Genomic DNA, 16,339 nt, shown 5'->3' with positions numbered 1-16,339 from the left:
CTCACCTCATCAATGCTGGTCCATCAGCCCCGTCGTGCGGGCCGTGAGATCGGTCTTGCCCGGCGGGGTGTTGGAACTGCGTTTGGGAATCGAGTCTGCATTGATCACCGTCGCGCCCTGGGGCAGCGCGGTTCGGCCGAGGTCCAGCTTGCGCACTTCGGATTCCGCCATAGCGACGCGCTGATCGCGCACGAGGATGCGGCGGTCGATCTTGGCCTGCTCGGGGCTTTTGGGAGCCGGCGCCGCGGGCTGCGCGTCTGCGGCATTGGCGACCGCCCCCCCGGCGGGAGAGTCCTTGCTCCACGCCAGGATCACCGACATGCGCCGGTTGCGCGGATCGTACCGGTTGTCAGCGACGAAGGGCTCGCGATCCGCCACGCCTTCGATGCGCGCGAAGCGATCCCCTCCGATGCCGCCCTGCGCCAGCACGGCGCGAGTGGCTTCGGCACGGGATGACGAGAGCAGCCAGTTGTTCATGTTGCGCCCGGCGGCATAAGGCAGCGCGTCGGTGTGACCGCGCACGATCACATCGTTCGGCACTTCGGAGACCGCCTCGGCGACCTGCGAGAGCAACGCGCGGGCTTCCGGCACCAGCTTGTCCGTGCCGATGGCGAACATCGCGAAATCGGCTTCATCCACCAGATCGATGCGCAGGCCCTCGAGCGTCTCGGTAAAGCGCACATGCTTGCGCAGCTTTCGCAGCGCTTCGGTGCGCTCGAGCTTCTGCTCCAGCTCCTGCTTGAGCTTCTCGAACTTCTGGCGATCCTGGTTCTTGAGATCCTCGCCGCCGACATCCTTGGTGCCCGTGGCATCGCGCGGGATGGTGATGGCTAGATTGCCCTGCCCGCCCGTCGTCGGATAATTTTCTTTGCTGACGAGGCTGTCGCCGCCGAACATCCCGCTGGAGCCGGCGCTGTCCATCTTCATCTGCACCAGTGTGGGCGTGAAATAGTCGGCCAGCCCCTTGCGCTGCTTCTCCGTTGTCGCGCCCAGCAGCCACATGAGCAGGAAGAAGGCCATCATCGCCGTCACGAAGTCGGCATAGGCAACCTTCCAGGCGCCGCCATGATGGCCGCCATGGCCGCCATCGATGATTTTCTTGACGATGATTGGCCTTGGTTCAGGCTCGTTCACCGGTTTCTTTGCGGCCGATGCCATGGCTTAGCCCTCAACGCCCGCGCATGCCGTCGAACACTTCGGCAAAGGCCGGCTGGTTCGCGTGGATGAGGTTGGAGCGCGCGGCCTCGATGACCAGCGGCTGCGGGTGGCCGTGGAGCGAGGCGATGATGATCTGCTTGACGACATGATACATGGCGCCATCCGCCTCGATCACCTGCTTGGCGCGGCTGGCGAACGGCCCGACCATGCCATAGGCCAGCAGCACGCCAAGGAAGGTACCGACGAGCGCCGAGCCGATCATGCCGCCCAGAATCTCCGGCGGCTTGTCGATCGAGCCCATGGTCTTGACCACGCCGAGCACGGCGGCGACAATGCCGAGCGCCGGTAGCGCGTCCGCCAGACCCTGCAGATTGTCGGCAGGACGAACCGCCTCATGGTGATGGGTCTTGAGCGCATTATCCATCACGTCCTCGACCGCGTGCGGATCGAGCGTGCCGGACGAGACGACCACCAGCCGCAACGTATCGCAGATGAGGTGGATGAGCGCGCTGTCCGCCATCAGCCGGGGATATTCGGCGAAGATCGCGGAGGATTTGGGGTCTTCGATATGCGGTTCGAGCGCGACCGGGCCTTCGACCCGCAGTGTCTTCATCAGCTTGCTGACGAGGAAGATGCAGTCGAGATAATCCTGCTTCTTGAACTTGGGACCTTTGAAGACGGTCATCACGCCGCCGGCCAGCGCTTTCAAGTCCGCGCCGCTGTTGCCGATGATCAGCGCGCCGGCCGCCGCGCCGCCGATGATGAGCATTTCGTGCGGAAGCGCATGAAGCACCGGACCAATGGCGCCGCCGGTGAGCATGAAGCCCCCGAAGACCATGACCAGCAGAACGACAAGACCGATACCAGCGAACATTCTGATCCCCGCATGTTCATAAAACGAGACCGCGCACAGCTGCTTTTGGTCCCTTCATCCCTTCCTAGAACGGCTCTGCTGAAACAGGGTTTAGCGACAGGGTTAGCGAAAGATGACGATTACGATTTTTCGAAATTTCTGACGGCGCGAACAAGAAAAACGGCCCGCAGCCAAAAGCCTGCGGACCGCCAGATTTGCCTCGCTTCGAACCGGATCAGAAAAGATCGAACAGCGACTTCTGATTGATCCGCGCGAAGGCCAGTTGCGCGGCTTCCAGCGTCAGCAATTTGCTTTGCAGCTTCACGCTGGTCTCGGTGATGTCCGTATCTTCCAGCGCGGACCGGCGCTCGCTCAGGGCCAGGCCGGAATTTGTCAGCCGCCCGCCAATGTCTTCCAGCCGCTGCGAGCGAACACCCTGCACGGACTGGGAGACGATGACGTGATCCAGCGCCGTGCGCGCATCCTGCAACGCGGCGGACCGGTCCGCCTCCGTGCCGGTGCGCACCACATTAATGATGTCGGACAGCACCTGATCGATCGACCGACTGCCCACCGCGTTTTCCGTGATACTCGCCCGGGTCGGCACGGCCTCCACGTTCAGCCCTGCGCCCAGCGGAATCAGCACGGCGCTGGGATGATCGAACACCGGCGTCCCCTGATAATCGGTCTGATTGATGATATCGTTGATCGTCGCGCGAATGCCCTCCAGTTCCTTCGCGGCCGCCTCACGCCCAACCGAGCCATCCGCAGTCGCGGTCGACGTGACGATCAGTTCGGTCACCCGCGTCATGAGATTCTTGACCTCATTGAGATTGGTGCTGGCCTGCGTCGCGCGGGATTCGGCAAAGGTCAGATTGCCCTTCCACGCCGCGTTGATCGACTGGCGCCGCCCCACCTGCGAGATCTGCACCCAGTCGTGCGGATTGTCCGAGGGCTGGTTGATCTTCTTGGTCGTCGAAATCTTGGTCTGTTCCCCCGCAATATCCGCAGCGAGCCGCTGCTGGCGGGTAATCTCAGCCGTGATGGACTGCGTGGTGATGAAAACCATGATGGATTGCCCTTATTGCGTCAGAATGCGGAAATCAGTGTCTGGAACATTTCCCGTGCGACCTGGATCACGCGGGACGATGCCTGGTAGGCCTGCTGGAGCCGGATCAATTCCGCGGCTTCTCGGTCGAGATTGATGCCGGCCACATCGGCGCGCGCCTGCTGCGCCATAGTATTCCGGCTCTCGGCCGCAGTCTGCTCTTTGGTCGTGCTGTTGGCGATGCTGCCATGGGTCGCAATGATGCCGGTCCATTCATCCTCGATGGACCCGCTGCCGCGCAGGGCGGTCATGGCCAACAGATTGCCGTTTGCGGTGCCATCGGCGGAGAACCGCGCGACCAGAGCCGGCGAGCTGACCAGCACCGAGAGCGAGCTGGCATCCGCCCCCATGCTCAGCAGTGTCTGACCCGCGACACCGGGCGATGAATAACCGCTGGTGTGCCAATCATTCATTTCACTCACATAGCGGCTCGCGAGGTCGTCCAGCGCGTCGATCCTGTCCCGCACAATGCCGGCACTGGTGGCGATGCCGCCTAGCGCGCCGCCTGTCGGGGTAGCAATCGCCGTGCCGTCCGCCAGCCCGAAGCTCAAAATGCCGTCGGCGGCCTGACTGACCGTCAGGGTCTTCACCTGATTGTTCTCGACCAGCATGTCGCTGCCGTAACTGATGTTCGCGACGCCATTGGCGCCGAAGGTCACCGTCACGTTCAGCCGCTCGGCAATCTCGCTCAGGGCCTGATCGCGTGAATCCAGCAGGCTCGCATGGCTCGCCGTTCCCTCCGGCACGCGGCGCAGGCCCTCATTGGCATTGCCGAGCTGGCGCAACGCATCGTTGAGCGAATCCACCTCATTGGTGGCCGTGTTGCCGATCGAGCTGCGGATCGAGACCAGATCATTGTGGCTCTGCTGGAAGGCCGCATTGATCTGCTCGAACGAGAATAGCACGTCCGCCTGCAGCGTCGTGTCTGTGGGGTTGGAGGCGAGCCGCTCCACCGCTGCGAACATGCCGGTGAAGCGCTGGCCGACGCCCAGTTCGCCATCGTTGAGGGCGGTCTGGATGTCCGACATCCAGCGGGCACGCTGATTGACGCTGCCCAGCGCATTGGTCGTCTGACGCGCTGCCGCTTCCAGATATTGGTCGGATGCGCGCACCACGCCGCCGATCTGCACGCCGTAGAAGGAGGCGCTCGATTTATAGAGCAGCATCGGCGAATTGCCCGCCGCGGATTCGCTGAGCGCAATCGTCCGGCGGCTGTAGCCGGGCGTCTCCGCGTTCGCGATATTATCGGCAATCGCTCCCATCGCCGCCTGATAGGCGCGCGTGCCCGAAGCGCCGATCTGGAGAAGATCGCTGCTCACGGCTTATGGTCAAGCTGCTGGAGGATCAGTTCGGCAATGCCAAGGCCACCCTTGGTGGCGAGCCCTTCGGCCATATGCGCGTCCTGCATCTCGCGGAACTGGTCTAGCCCGCTGCCGCCGCCAATCTCTTCGCCCAGGCTCGCCTGGCGCATGGAAGACAGGAGCTGGCGGGTGAACACGGCCTCGAATGCCTTGGCGGCCTTCTGCAATGCGGCGTGATCGTCGCTGGCCTTTGGCGACGTCGGGGCTTGCGCCTGCGCGCCCTGCATGGCGGCGGCAAAGGCCGCCTGACCGGAGCCGATCCCTGAGACCTGTGTCATATCACCTCCAGCTCCGCCCGCATGGCGCCGGCTTGCTTGAGCGCGCTCAGGATCTCGAGAAGGTCCGAGGGGGAGGCACCCACGGCATTCACCGCCTTGACTATATCGGCCAGAGACGCGCCACCTTTAAACAGGAACATCGGATTCTTTTCCTCATGGGCGGAAAGCTGGCTGGATTCCTCCACCGCCGTTACCCCCCGCGAGAGCGGCGCAGGCTGCACGATGCGCGGCGCTTCGGTCACGGTCACGGTCAACTTGCCATGGCTCACCGCGGCCGGGGTGATCTGCACATTGCCGTTGATGACGACGGTGCCGCTGCGCGCGTTGACGATCACTTTTGCGGGCGGATCGGCGGGCTTGACCTGGATGTTTTCGATGAGGCCCATCATCATGACGCGGCTCTCGGCACCCGGCGGGGCATCGATGGCGATGGAAACGCCATCCACCGCGCGGGCGCGCTGATCGCCGAACGCGAGGTTGATCGCGTCGGCCACCCGCAGCGCGGTCGTCACGTCCGCCTCCGCGAGGTTGAAATTGATCGTCGGGCTGGTCTCGAACCCGGTGGCCACGGCGCGCTCGACAGAGGCCCCCGAGGGGATGCGGCCGGCCGAGGGCACGTTCACAGAAAGCTGCGAGCCATCGGCGCCGGATACGCCGAAACCGCCGACGGCCATATTGCCCTGCGCCATCGCATAGATCTCGCCATCGGCGCCGCGCATTGGGGTCAGCACCAGCGTGCCGCCGCGCAGCGACTTGGCCTTGCCGAGCGCGGAGACGGTCACGTCCAGCCGCTGGCCGGGCTTGGCGAAGGCCGGCAATTCCGCCGTCACCAGCACGGCTGCGGCATTCTTGAGCGAGGGGTTGACGCCCGGCGGCAAAGTGAGGCCGAAGCGCGAGATCACGCCCTTCACGCCCTGTGTCGCATAATCGAGGCTGTCATCGCCCGTGCCGGCGAGGCCGACCACAACGCCATAGCCGACAAGCTGGTTGGACCGCAGCCCCTCGAAGGTGCCGATGTCCTTGATGCGCTGGGCATGGGCCGAGGTGGCGATCATGAGGCAGAGCCCGAACGCCAGCAGGGCGAGGGAGACGACCAGCCGACGGAGCAAGGAGGGATAAGGCCTGATCATGGCTGAAAGCTCCATCAGAACGGGCTGATCATGGAGAAGAAGCGCTGCAGCCAGCCCTGACGGCTGGCGCGGGCGATTTCTCCCTTGCCGGTGTAGGTGATCCGCGCATCGGCGACGCGCGTCGAGAGAATGCGGTTGTCGGGCCCGATGTCCGCCTGCCGGACAAGGCCGGAGATCTGGACATATTCGTCGCCGCGATTGAGCGTGAGGGCCTTCTGCCCGCGCACCAGCATCGTGCCATTGGGATAGACCCGCGCGATGGTGACAGTGATTTCGCCCGAGAGCGCGTTGGACTGCGCAGCGTCACCCTTGCCGGTGAAGCCTTGCGTGCCGCCCGAGGCGATGTCGCTACCGCTGAACAGCTTACTGAACGGCCCGGTGCTGGGCGGTGTGAGGCCGATGCTGCCGGCGCGATTGGTGTTCGCGCTGGTGCTCTTGCTCGCCTGCGTCCGCTCGACGAGGAGGATGGTGATGACATCGCCCACGCTTGCTGCCCGCGCGCCATTGGTCAGCGCGGAATAGCCGGCCGAGGCCTGGAAGATGCCGCCATTGGGCCGCACCGGCGCGGCGCTGCCAGCATCGCCCGGATAGGTGACCTGATAGGCCGGATTTTCGAGCGGCTCCTGCTTCTTGCCGAACAGACCGGCAGACGCCGGCGCGGCGAGGGCAGTCGCCGTGATGGCGAGGATCAGGAAGGCGGAACGGCGATACTGCATGATCATGCTCAAAGCTGCTGGTTGACGTACTGAAGCATCTCGTCGGTCGCCTTGATCATCTTGGAGGCGATCTCATAGGCGCGCTGGGTCTCGATCATCGTGACCAACTCCTCGACGGTGTTGACGTTCGATTGTTCGAGCGCGCCTTGGCGGATGGTGCCGCGACCTTCGAGGCCCGCAGCGCCGACCTGAGGCGCGCCGGAGGCCGCCGTCTCCAGCAGCAGGTTGCCACCGACAGCCTGAAGGCCAGCGGGATTGACGAACCGCGCGGTTTCGATCGCGCCCAGCTCGACCGGTTCTTGCTGCCCGGCGACGGTCGCCGAGACGGTCCCGTCATTGCCGATGGTGACGGCACTCACGCCCTCGGGAAGCTGAATCTGCGGCACCAGCGGCAGGCCATCCGGCGAGACCAGCAGGCCTTCCGCGTTGGTCTTGAAATTGCCGGCCCGGGTATAGGCAATCGTGCCGTCGGGCTGCTGCAGCTGGAAGAAACCGGCTCCCTCGATCGCGAGATCATAGGGGTTGCCGGTGGTGTTCATCGTGCCTTGGGTATCGATACGCTCGGTGCCGGTGAGTTGCACGCCAGTGCCGAGGTTGAGGCCGATGGCGAGCCGGTTCTGGCTGTCCGCCTGCGTGCCCGCCGCAATCACCTGCTGATAGGCCAGCGTCTCGAAATTGGCGCGGTCGCGCTTGAAGCCGACCGTGTTCACGTTCGCCAGGTTGTTGGCGATGACGCGCATCTTGACGTCCTGTGCGTCAAGGCCGGTGCGGGCGACATGAAGTGCGCTGCTGGTCATTGGTCTGGTCCCCTATCTATCCGTCAGTCGAGCCGCATGAGGCTCGCGCCGCCGGAGTCGATCTCCTTGGCGGTGTCGATCATCTTGATCTGGTTTTCCCACGCGCGGCTCGCCTCGATCATCTGGACAAGCGCCGTGGTGGCATTCACGTTCGAGCCTTCGAGAGCGCCGCTGGTCACGGTCGCCATCGGGTCTTGCGGCAAGGCGCCGCCATTCACTTCGCGGAACAGCGTGTCGGTGGACTTGGCGATCGTCGATCCCTTGGCGTTCACCAGCTTGATGACATCGACCTGCTGCGGCTGATCGATCTGGCCGCCCTGCGGGACGATCCAGATGCTGCCATCCTTGGCAATGTTGACGCTATCGGCGGGCGGCAGGGTGATCGGGCCGCCCTCCCCAAGCACCGGATAGCCATCGCCCGTGGTCAGCAGGCCGCTCTCGTTCAGGCGCAGGTCGCCGCGCCTTGTATAGGCTTCCGACCCGTCATTGGCCTGCACCGCGATGAGGGCCTCGCCATCCACCGCGATGTCGAGCGTATTGCCGGTCTGCACCGCCGTGCCGGCCTTCATGTCCGCCGCGATGACCTGCCCCACCTGCTCCGCGCGGCTCTGGAACGCGCCGCCGCCGACCCAGCGGGTCGAGGCGTTGGCGATCTCGGCGCGAAAGCCGCTGGTGTTGACGTTCGCGAGATTGTTCGCGACCGCCGCCTGGCGAGCCATCGTGCCGCGCATCGCGGTGCGGGCAATGGTGGTGAGACGATCCATGGTTCAGCTCCGGGTCCGGTCGATCTTCGCGATCAGGTCCGCATGTTGATGATGGTCTGGGTCATGGCGGTGGCGGTCTCGATCGCCTTGGAGTTCGCCTGGAAGTTGCGCTGCGCGGAGATCAGCGCCACCAGCTCCTCGGTGATGTCCACGTTCGAGCGCTCCAGCGTGCCCGAGCGGACAGCGCCGACCATGCCGCTATTGCCGGCGCTGTAGCTCGCCTCGCCGCTGTCGCCCGAGGAAATCCAGTGCGAATCCCCCATCTGCCGCAGCTCTTCCTGCGCGGGGAATGAGGCCATGGCGACCACGCCGAGGTTGCGCACCGAGCCATCGCCGAAGGTCGCGCTGACGACGCCCGTGGCCGAGATCGCGATGGCGGTGAGCGGAATGCTGGCATCGTCCGGATGGGCGCTGGGGATTTCCAGATCAGAGAGATCGCCGGCCGCCGTGCTGGTCGGTGTGCCATCGCCGGTCGCGTTGGTCGGGAGCACCTGCAGGCGGGCACCGGTGGAATCGACGATGAAGCGGTTCTTGTCCATCGTGAAGGCACCGGCGCGGGTGTAGCTGATCGTCTGGTCAGGCGAGGCGCTCTTCACGGTGAAGAAGCCTTCGCCAGTGACGGCCAGATCCAGCGTCTTGTCGGTCGTCTCCAGCGTGCCCTGCGTGAACTGCTGCTTCACATCGACGAGACGGACGCCATTGCCGCCCGCGCCGACGCCGCCGCTCGCATAGATATCGCCGAAGGTCGCCTTGCTCTTCTTGAAGGCGAGCGAGGACACGTTGGCGACGTTGTTGGCGACGACACCGAGGTCGGTCTGGGCGCCCTTGAGGCCGGAAAGCGAAATGTAGAAGGACATGGTCGATGCTCCTTGTGAAGTTCAGGGATCAGCCGAGACGCAGCGCGTCTTCGGGCGAGAAATTGCCGAGGGCGGTCATGAGCTGGGCGTTGCCGCCGCTCGCGGGGGACTGGACGGCGGCGATGCTGGCCCAGGTCGCGATGCCGGCCGGCGTCGCGCCGCGCACCTTGACCTGCAGAGCCTGCCCGCCAATCACATTGCCGGCGTCATCCCGGCCGTCCCAGAAGAAGGGCACATTGCCCTTGGATTGTGCGCCAAGATCGAAGCTCTGGACGACCTTGCCGCTGGCATCGACCAGATCGATCGAAACGTTCGAGGCGTCGGCGCCCAGCGCGATCTCGCCGGCATAAGCGCCGGTGCGGTCGGGCGTGGCGATGTTGCTCTCGACCAGCATCGACTTGCCGATCCAGCCCGCCGCGTCGGAGAGGCGCGCGCCGGACACGGAGTCCGCGATCTGGCTGAGCAGGGATGTCGATTGCGACTGCGAGGCCAGCGACGACATTTGCGCCATCTGCGTGACCATCTGATTGTTGTCCATCGGCTGGAACGGGTCCTGATGCTGCATCTGCGTGGTGAGCAGGCGCAGGAAGCCGTTCATGTCGATGGAGGCGTTGGACTTCGCGCTCGTCTCGGCAAGGTTCCGGTTGGTGAACGCCGTGTTGGTGTCCACCGCCCAGGGGCTGGTGTTGGTCGTCACTGCTGTCATTTGCCGAGCCTGATTGTTTCGAGGATGAGGGATTTGGCGGTCTGGAGGACCTGCACATTGTTCTGATACATGCGCGCGCTCTCAACCATTTCGACGAGTTCGGCGCTGGTATCGACGCCGGCTTCCCACACATCGCCATTGGCATCGGCTAGCGGATGGCCGGGCTCGTGCCGCTTGGTGGCGGGCGTGTCGGAGGTCACGACGTTATCGACCTTGACCGTGGCGACGCCGGGCTTCTCGACTACGGTGGAAAAGACCGGGCGGATCGCGCGATAGGCCTTGTCCTCGCTGCCCGTGACCGAGCCGGCATTGGCGAGGTTGGACGCGGTGGCGTTGAGGCGCACGAGCTGCGCGGACATGGCGCGCCCGGCGATGTCGAAAACGTTCATGGGCTTGTCCATGCTCATTCTCCCCGCAGCGCGCGCGTGATGGTGTTGAGACGGCCCTCGAGGAAGGAGAGCGTGGTGCGGTACTTCACCGCATTCTCCGCGAAGAGCGTCTGCTCGGTCGACATCTCGACGGTGTTGCCATCGCTGCTCGCCTGCAGCGGCACGCGATAGCCCATCGCCGTTTCCAGCGCGCCGGTCACCGAGCCCTGCTGGCTGGTGGCGCTAGCGAGCGCCTTCTCGAAATCGATGTCGCGCGCCTTGTACCCGGGGGTCGAGGCGTTCGCGATATTGGAGGCAAGCAACTCCAGCCGCTGCGAGCGCAGCGCCAGTGCCTTGCCATGGATGCCGAACAATGCGTCGTCGAACGACATTTTTTCGTGCCTTCCCTAAAAGTCCGTGAGCCGCATCCGTTCTGACCGGTTGAAACTGGTCCGGTTCCGGCACGACCCATGCCCACGGGTATGGATTGCAAATGCCGTGCCAAACCAAATTTCCGCCGGCTGAGGCCGCGCGGACATGAGGATTTCCGCGCCTTTTGCGCAGGCGGGCGGCAAGGGTGGCAATGTTTTGCCGGTTGGCGGCAGAGTTTTGCCGGTGCGCACGTGCGCCCGGCAGCATCGGGGGATGAGCGGGACCATGTCGGATGTTGTGGGGTTGGATATTCTCGGCCACGTCTTCGCGCCGCTGCCCCTGCTGATGGTGCTGGGCGGCGCGATCATGATCGCACTGGCGCAGGTCGGGTTCGGCACGGGTTTTCGCGCCCTGGCTTCCCTGCGCCCGCTGCTGACCGCGCGCCCGGATGATGAACGCGACAATGCCCGCGCCCTGCTGTTCAAGGTCGAGGCTGTCGCGCAGCTCAAGGGCCTGGCCCGCGCCGACCGGCTGGAAAGCACCCATCCCTTCGTCAGCCAGACCCTCACCACGCTTGCCAATGCCGCAGATGCCGAGCATTTCGCGCTCTGGGTCCATCAGGCGATCCATGATCGCCGTGCCCGTCACGGGCGGGTCATCGCCTTCTGGAATGCGCTGGCCGATGCCGCGCCGGCCGTCGGCATGGCAGGCACGATCGTCGGCCTGATCGGTATGTTTGCGCAGATGAGCGACCCGGCGGCCATCGGCCCCTTCATGGCGCTGGCGCTGATGACCACATTGCACGGCCTGATCCTCGCCAACGCCATCGCCGGGCCCATCGCCAACCGCCTCTCGGCGCAGTCCGAGCGAGAGATTGGCTGGCAGCAGGCCATGGCCGACCGGATGATCGCCATCGCCCGTCGGGAAGCCAATCCGTTCCAGCGTGCCAGCATTCGCGAGGTCGCCTGATGTCGGTGCAGCCGCGCCAAAACCGCGCGCGCTGGGCGCTGAGCTTCGCCGATTTGTGCCTGCTGCTGCTCGCCTTTTTCGCCCTGCTGCAGTCCAACCAGACCACGCGTGAGACGGCGCTGGCGGGGATTGGCAGCTATTTCGGCGCGTTCGAGGCGCCGCGCCAGGCCGATCTCGTCGCGCAAGAGCTGTTCGAGCCTGGCGAGGCTCTGCTCAACCCCGCCGGTCGCGCCGCCTTGCTGAAAGCCGCAGAACCCATCATGCGTGAGAACAAGATCGTGCGGATTCAGTCAATTGACCTCGACTCCGGCGATCATCGCTTCGACGCCTGGGATCTGGCGGCAGCGCGCCTCGGCGCCGTCGCCCGAACCCTGGTCGCCGCCGGAGTGCCGGAAAAGCGCCTGCGGATCGCAGGCCTCGCCGAACGCGCTGATGACAGCGCACCCGGCAAGCAGACTATCAGGATCACCGAACTGGCCGAAACCGACCGGTAACATGCGTCTGGCACGGACCTTGCTGTGTTTGTTCCGACCATGCATCGGAGCAAGTGACGTGACGATTGAACGCCTGACCTTCCCCAAGCGCGCTGCCCTCATCGTAGCCCTGCTGCTCGGCGCGATCGCGCTTACCAGCATCCACGCGCCGGCAAAGGCGCAGAGTTTCGAGAATCTGGACCGGCTGGACAGCTTGGTTGCGGCCAGCCTGGGCGCCAATCTCGGCCAGCCTGGCGGCCCACTGGCGCCCATCGATCGCCGCCTGAAGCTGGCACCCTGCCCGCAGACGCCGACGGTCGAAACCCCGCAGATGAACGCCGCGACGGTCGCCTGCCCTAGTCTGGGCTGGCGCATCCGCGTGCCGCTGCTGGTCAACCGGCAGGCCGGCAATCCTCAGCAAAACGGGCGCTTTTCCGAGGCCACAAACAGCGCGCCGGTCGTCAAGAAGGGCGATCCGGTTCAGCTGGTCGCGGGCAATGAGAGCTTCAGCATTTCCCGCATGATGGTCGCGGATGAAGACGGCGCGCCCGGTGCGCTGATCCGCGTGCGCGAAGAACCGCGCGCCACGCCTGTCATGGCCCGTGTCGAGCGGACGGGCGTTGTTCGTATTCCCGGCATTTAAACTTTCCTGAACTGATCCGTTTATAGTACGGATTGGACAGAAAGGACGTTGGAATGATCAAGTCTGTTGGCCAGGCGACGAGCGCCGCAGTAGAGGCAGCCAAGCTGCGCGACGCTGCACAAGCCCGCTCCGCTGCGCCAGTCAGCGCCGAGCCTGCGCCTGCGAAAGCGGCGGAAACGGCAGCCACCCCCGCCGCGCGCATGGCCGCGCAGGGCGCCCCGGTGGACATGGACCGGATCAACCGCGTCAAGCAGGCCATTGCTTCGGGCCAATATCCGGTCGATGCCGACAAGATCGCCGATCGCATGATCGACCTCGATCTTCCTCATCTGCGCGCCTGAACGTGCCCCAAATGAACCTGTCCATCATCGAGAATTTCGCGGCCGCGACCGGTTCGCTCCGGGTCGCCATGCAAAGTGCCGACCCGCAGGCCATCGAAACGGCAATGGACCTGTTCCGCATCTCGCTCGATGCGATCAAATCCATCGAGACCTGGGAGCGTGATCCTGCGATCAAGGCGCGGTTTAGCGACCTGATCGAGGAGCTGGATTCCTCGCGGATGCTCGCCTGCCTGCTCGGCGATATGACCACGCAGATGCACGGCGCGATCGCCGATCGCGATCTGGACGTGCCGCAGCCGCTGTACCAGCGCGCCGGCTGAGCTTCGGCTCGACCCGGATATCCCGACTTTCACGCTAAGCCCGCTGCGCCCTGTGGGCGTGTCGCCGCGCGTCTGATCGCCCCAAAAATCCCGATCCGCCGTTAACCAATTCTGGCACGCATCTTGCTTTTTGATCCTCGGTACCAACGGGAGATCATTAGTCGCCATGTCCGTGAATGGACTGACCACCAACTCGGCCCAGAGCAGCAATGCCGCCAGGGTGACGCAGGCCATTGCCAAGGCCAGCAGTCGCACCGGTGTGGATTTCAATTATCTGATGAGCCAGGCGCATGTGGAAAGCGCGCTGAACCCGACGGCGCGCGCGCGCACCTCCAGTGCGACCGGCCTCTACCAGTTTATCGACCAGAGCTGGCTTTCCATCGTCAACGACCATGGCGCGAAATATGGCATGGACTGGGCGTCCAACGCCATCGAGCGCACGGCGACCGGGCGGTACGTGGTTTCGGACCCGACGCTGCGACAGCAAATCCTCGACCTGCGCAATCATCCCGAGACGGCCTCGATCATGGCGGCCGAGCTGGCCACCGACAATCGCGCCTATCTTGAAGAGCGGATCGGCCGACCGGCCGAGGCGGTCGATCTCTACCTCGCCCATTTCCTCGGTGCAGGCGGCGCAGCGAAATTCCTCACGACCATGGCGCAGGCACCCGATGCGTCCGGAGCGGCTCTGTTTCCCGCCGCTGCTCGGGCCAATGCCTCGGTTTTCTTCGACCGGCAGGGCAATGCCCGCAGCCTGACGGACATCCGCGCGAGCTTCGCGCAGAAGCTGGCGGCGGGCGGTCAGGCCGCCGGCAGTGCGGCAAGCGATATGGCGATGGACGGCACGCAGACCGTGATGCCCGCCGACTATGTCCGCATCGCGCAGGAGCGGCTGACGATGAACCAGACGCTCAGCGAAAAGCAGCCCTATCCCGAATTCGCGCCGCGCGCTGAAACCGCGCGGCTTGCCTACCTCATGCTCGCCACCCTCGGAAGGTAATTGCCAGCCATGACGCGCAACGACATCAACGGCAGCATCTGGAAGAACTCGGCACGCGGGGCAGCTCTGCCCTTCGCCATCCTGCTGCTCGTCATGTTCATGGTGGTGCCGGTGCCGGTGCTGCTGCTGGATATCGGCTTCGTCGGCAACATCATGATCAGCCTTGCAGTGCTGATGATCGCGCTGAACGCCGCCAAACCGCTCGATTTTTCCAGCTTTCCGACCGTGCTGCTGCTCGCCACGCTGCTGCGCCTCGCGCTCAACGTCGCCTCAACGCGCATCGTGCTGGTCAATGGCCACAATGGATCGGATGCGGCCGGCCATGTGATCGAGGCGTTCGGCAATTTCATGATCGGCGGCGATTATGTCGTCGGTATCTTCGTGTTCGCGATCCTGATGATCATCAACCTGGTGGTCATCACCAAGGGCGCGGGCCGCGTGTCGGAAGTCTCCGCCCGCTTCACTCTCGACGCCCTGCCCGGCAAGCAGATGGCCATCGATGCCGATCTCAACGCCGGTCTGCTCACCGCCGAGCAGGCCAAGGTCCGCCGGCAGGAAGTCGCGACGGAAGCCGACTTCTATGGCTCCATGGACGGTGCTTCCAAGTTCGTGAAGGGCGACGCCGTCGCCGGCGTGCTGATCCTCGTCATCAATATCCTCGGCGGCATTACCCTGGGTCTGGTCAGCCATGATCTCTCCATCGGGCAAGCCGCGCAGACCTACATCCTGCTGGCCATCGGCGATGCGCTCGTGGCGCAGGTGCCGGCGCTGCTGCTCTCCATTGCCGCAGCCGCGATCGTCACCCGTGTCACGTCCGAGCATGACCTCTCCGGCCAGATCTCCAGCCAGTTCGGCCACAGCCGCGCCTGGGTTCCGGTTGCCGGCATTCTCACCGTGCTCGGCATCGTGCCGGGCATGCCGCACCTCATCATCCTGCCTGCGGCCGGCCTCGCCTGGTTCATCGCGTGGAAGCTGCGCAAGGCCGCCAAGGCCCGCAGCGAGGCACCGGCGGAACCGGCGGTGGTCGAAAATCCTGCCCACATCGAGTGGAGCGACGTTTCCGACGGCGCCGCGCTTGGCCTGGAGATCGGCTATGGCCTGATCTCGCTGGTCGACGAGCGCAAGGAGGCGCCGCTGATCGGCCGGATCACCGGCATTCGCCGCCAGCTCTCGCGCGAACTGGGCTTTGTGGTGCCGATGATCCGGGTGAAGGACAATCTCGCGCTCGGCCCGAACCAGTATCGCATCACCATCGCCGGTGTGGTGGTTGGCGAGGACGAGATTTTCCCCGATAGCCTGTTGGCGCTCGACAGCGGCGACATCACCCAGCGGATCGAGGGTCGCGCCGCGCAGGACCCGACCTTCGGGCTGGACGCGGTGTGGATTCCGATGGAGCGGCGCAGCGAAGCGGTCGTTTCCGGCTATACCGTCGTCGACCCGTCGACGGTGATCGCGACGCATATCAATCATCTCATCCTGCAGAACGCCGCTGAGCTGTTCGGCATGGACGAGGCCAAGAAGCTGCTGGACACGCTGCGTGAAGTGACGCCGCAACTTGTCGATGGGCTGACGCCCAATCCGCTGAGCCTCGCGCAGATCGCCGCGCTGTGCCGGGGGCTGCTCATCGAGGGCATTCCGCTCAAGGACTTCCGCCGTATCGCCGAAGCCATGGTGATCGTTGCGCGCGGGGACATGTCCACCGACGCGCTCATCGAGGCGGTCCGCCAGCGCATTGGCTCGCTGATCATCCAGAGCATCGTGCCAGTGAAGGCGCCGCTGCCGGTGCTCACGCTGGATGGCGAACTTGAGGGCCTGCTCGCTCAGGCTATGCGCGTCGGCGCCGATGCCCACCACCCCATCGAGCCGGCGCTGGCCCAGCGCCTGATCGAACAGGTGAGCGAGGCGGCCCGCCCGCTCATGGCGCAGGCCCGCAGCTTTGCGATCGTGACCTCGCCGGTGGCGCGCCGCGCCCTCTCCCGCCTGTTCCGTCCGCATCTGCCCGACGTTCCGGTGCTCTCCTTCCTGGAAATCCCGGATGGCAAGGCCGTGGAAGTCGTGGCGGTGGTCGGCAACGAGACGCGCATCCACCAGGTGGAGCGGTTGCAGGCGGCATGACGATATTGCG

20 protein-coding genes are annotated in these 16,339 nt (G+C 64.9%); 7 read left to right on the top strand and 13 right to left on the bottom strand.

Translation table 11 applies throughout. The annotated features are described in order from the left end of the window. Positions 1-9: 9 nt before the first annotated feature. The 13 genes from M2342_RS08055 to flgB form a co-directional block, all read right to left on the bottom strand. A complete protein-coding gene (locus tag M2342_RS08055; RefSeq protein WP_264578700.1) occupies positions 10-1,158 on the bottom strand; it encodes a flagellar motor protein MotB in 1,149 nt (382 codons plus the stop codon). A gap of 10 nt (positions 1,159-1,168) precedes the next feature. Next, complete coding sequence (gene motA / locus M2342_RS08050; RefSeq protein WP_181559413.1) at positions 1,169-2,032, bottom strand: flagellar motor stator protein MotA; 864 nt, start codon at positions 2,030-2,032, stop codon at positions 1,169-1,171. A gap of 214 nt (positions 2,033-2,246) precedes the next feature. After that, complete coding sequence (locus M2342_RS08045; RefSeq protein WP_264578699.1) at positions 2,247-3,080, bottom strand: flagellin; 834 nt, start codon at positions 3,078-3,080, stop codon at positions 2,247-2,249. 20 nt (positions 3,081-3,100) lie between these two features. Further along, a complete protein-coding gene (gene flgK / locus M2342_RS08040; RefSeq protein WP_264578698.1) occupies positions 3,101-4,438 on the bottom strand; it encodes a flagellar hook-associated protein FlgK in 1,338 nt (445 codons plus the stop codon). Then, positions 4,435-4,758 (bottom strand): rod-binding protein, encoded by a 324-nt coding sequence (locus tag M2342_RS08035; protein ID WP_264572613.1) that lies wholly within the window; start codon positions 4,756-4,758, stop codon positions 4,435-4,437. The genes flgK and M2342_RS08035 overlap by 4 nt, the downstream gene beginning before the upstream one ends. Further along, positions 4,755-5,813 (bottom strand): flagellar basal body P-ring protein FlgI, encoded by a 1,059-nt coding sequence (locus M2342_RS08030; RefSeq protein WP_264574865.1) that lies wholly within the window; start codon positions 5,811-5,813, stop codon positions 4,755-4,757. Before M2342_RS08030 ends, M2342_RS08035 begins: the two co-directional genes overlap by 4 nt. 89 nt (positions 5,814-5,902) lie before the next feature. Continuing rightward, positions 5,903-6,604, bottom strand: a complete 702-nt coding sequence (locus M2342_RS08025; protein ID WP_264580015.1) for a flagellar basal body L-ring protein FlgH — start codon at positions 6,602-6,604, stop codon at positions 5,903-5,905. Between the two features lie 8 nt (positions 6,605-6,612). Then, the gene (gene flgG / locus M2342_RS08020) at positions 6,613-7,401 is read right to left on the bottom strand and encodes a flagellar basal-body rod protein FlgG (RefSeq protein WP_264578697.1); all 789 of its coding nucleotides are present in this window, start codon (positions 7,399-7,401) and stop codon (positions 6,613-6,615) included. A gap of 23 nt (positions 7,402-7,424) precedes the next feature. Beyond that, the gene (gene flgF, locus M2342_RS08015) at positions 7,425-8,165 is read right to left on the bottom strand and encodes a flagellar basal-body rod protein FlgF (RefSeq protein ID WP_181559406.1); all 741 of its coding nucleotides are present in this window, start codon (positions 8,163-8,165) and stop codon (positions 7,425-7,427) included. A gap of 32 nt (positions 8,166-8,197) precedes the next feature. Next, positions 8,198-9,022: a flagellar hook-basal body complex protein gene (locus M2342_RS08010; RefSeq protein WP_181559404.1), complete on the bottom strand. Its 825-nt coding sequence runs from the start codon at positions 9,020-9,022 to the stop codon at positions 8,198-8,200. Positions 9,023-9,050: 28 nt separating this feature from the next. Continuing rightward, positions 9,051-9,728, bottom strand: a complete 678-nt coding sequence (locus M2342_RS08005) for a flagellar hook assembly protein FlgD (protein ID WP_264570079.1) — start codon at positions 9,726-9,728, stop codon at positions 9,051-9,053. Then, positions 9,725-10,117: a flagellar basal body rod protein FlgC gene (gene flgC, locus M2342_RS08000; protein WP_264570078.1), complete on the bottom strand. Its 393-nt coding sequence runs from the start codon at positions 10,115-10,117 to the stop codon at positions 9,725-9,727. The genes M2342_RS08005 and flgC overlap by 4 nt, the downstream gene beginning before the upstream one ends. A gap of 14 nt (positions 10,118-10,131) precedes the next feature. After that, complete coding sequence (gene flgB / locus M2342_RS07995; RefSeq protein ID WP_264572610.1) at positions 10,132-10,488, bottom strand: flagellar basal body rod protein FlgB; 357 nt, start codon at positions 10,486-10,488, stop codon at positions 10,132-10,134. A 265-nt stretch (positions 10,489-10,753) separates the two neighbouring features. Here flgB and M2342_RS07990 point away from each other — a divergent pair, with 265 nt between their 5' ends. The 7 genes from M2342_RS07990 (at position 10,754) to flhA (ending at position 16,329) form a co-directional block, all read left to right on the top strand. Then, positions 10,754-11,437 (top strand): motility protein A, encoded by a 684-nt coding sequence (locus M2342_RS07990; RefSeq protein WP_264578696.1) that lies wholly within the window; start codon positions 10,754-10,756, stop codon positions 11,435-11,437. After that, positions 11,437-11,931, top strand: coding sequence for a flagellar motor protein MotB (locus M2342_RS07985; RefSeq protein WP_264578695.1), 495 nt, complete (start codon positions 11,437-11,439; stop codon positions 11,929-11,931). The genes M2342_RS07990 and M2342_RS07985 overlap by 1 nt, the downstream gene beginning before the upstream one ends. Positions 11,932-11,989: 58 nt before the next feature. Next, positions 11,990-12,553, top strand: a complete 564-nt coding sequence (locus M2342_RS07980) for a flagella basal body P-ring formation protein FlgA (RefSeq protein WP_413715126.1) — start codon at positions 11,990-11,992, stop codon at positions 12,551-12,553. A gap of 53 nt (positions 12,554-12,606) precedes the next feature. Continuing rightward, entirely contained in the window at positions 12,607-12,894 is a 288-nt protein-coding gene (gene flgM, locus M2342_RS07975) for a flagellar biosynthesis anti-sigma factor FlgM (protein WP_264578694.1), read from the top strand. An 11-nt stretch (positions 12,895-12,905) separates the two neighbouring features. Next, positions 12,906-13,214, top strand: coding sequence for a hypothetical protein (locus M2342_RS07970; RefSeq protein ID WP_181559394.1), 309 nt, complete (start codon positions 12,906-12,908; stop codon positions 13,212-13,214). Positions 13,215-13,380: 166 nt separating this feature from the next. Next, positions 13,381-14,214: a transglycosylase SLT domain-containing protein gene (locus M2342_RS07965; RefSeq protein ID WP_264578693.1), complete on the top strand. Its 834-nt coding sequence runs from the start codon at positions 13,381-13,383 to the stop codon at positions 14,212-14,214. A gap of 9 nt (positions 14,215-14,223) precedes the next feature. Next, on the top strand, positions 14,224-16,329 hold the full coding sequence (flhA, locus tag M2342_RS07960; protein WP_264575995.1) for a flagellar biosynthesis protein FlhA: 2,106 nt from the start codon (positions 14,224-14,226) through the stop codon (positions 16,327-16,329). The last annotated feature ends 10 nt before the right edge of the window (positions 16,330-16,339 follow it).

This window comes from Sphingobium sp. B8D3A (assembly GCF_025961995.1).
GTDB lineage: Bacteria > Pseudomonadota > Alphaproteobacteria > Sphingomonadales > Sphingomonadaceae > Sphingobium.
This window is presented reverse-complemented; position numbering and strand designations above follow the sequence as displayed.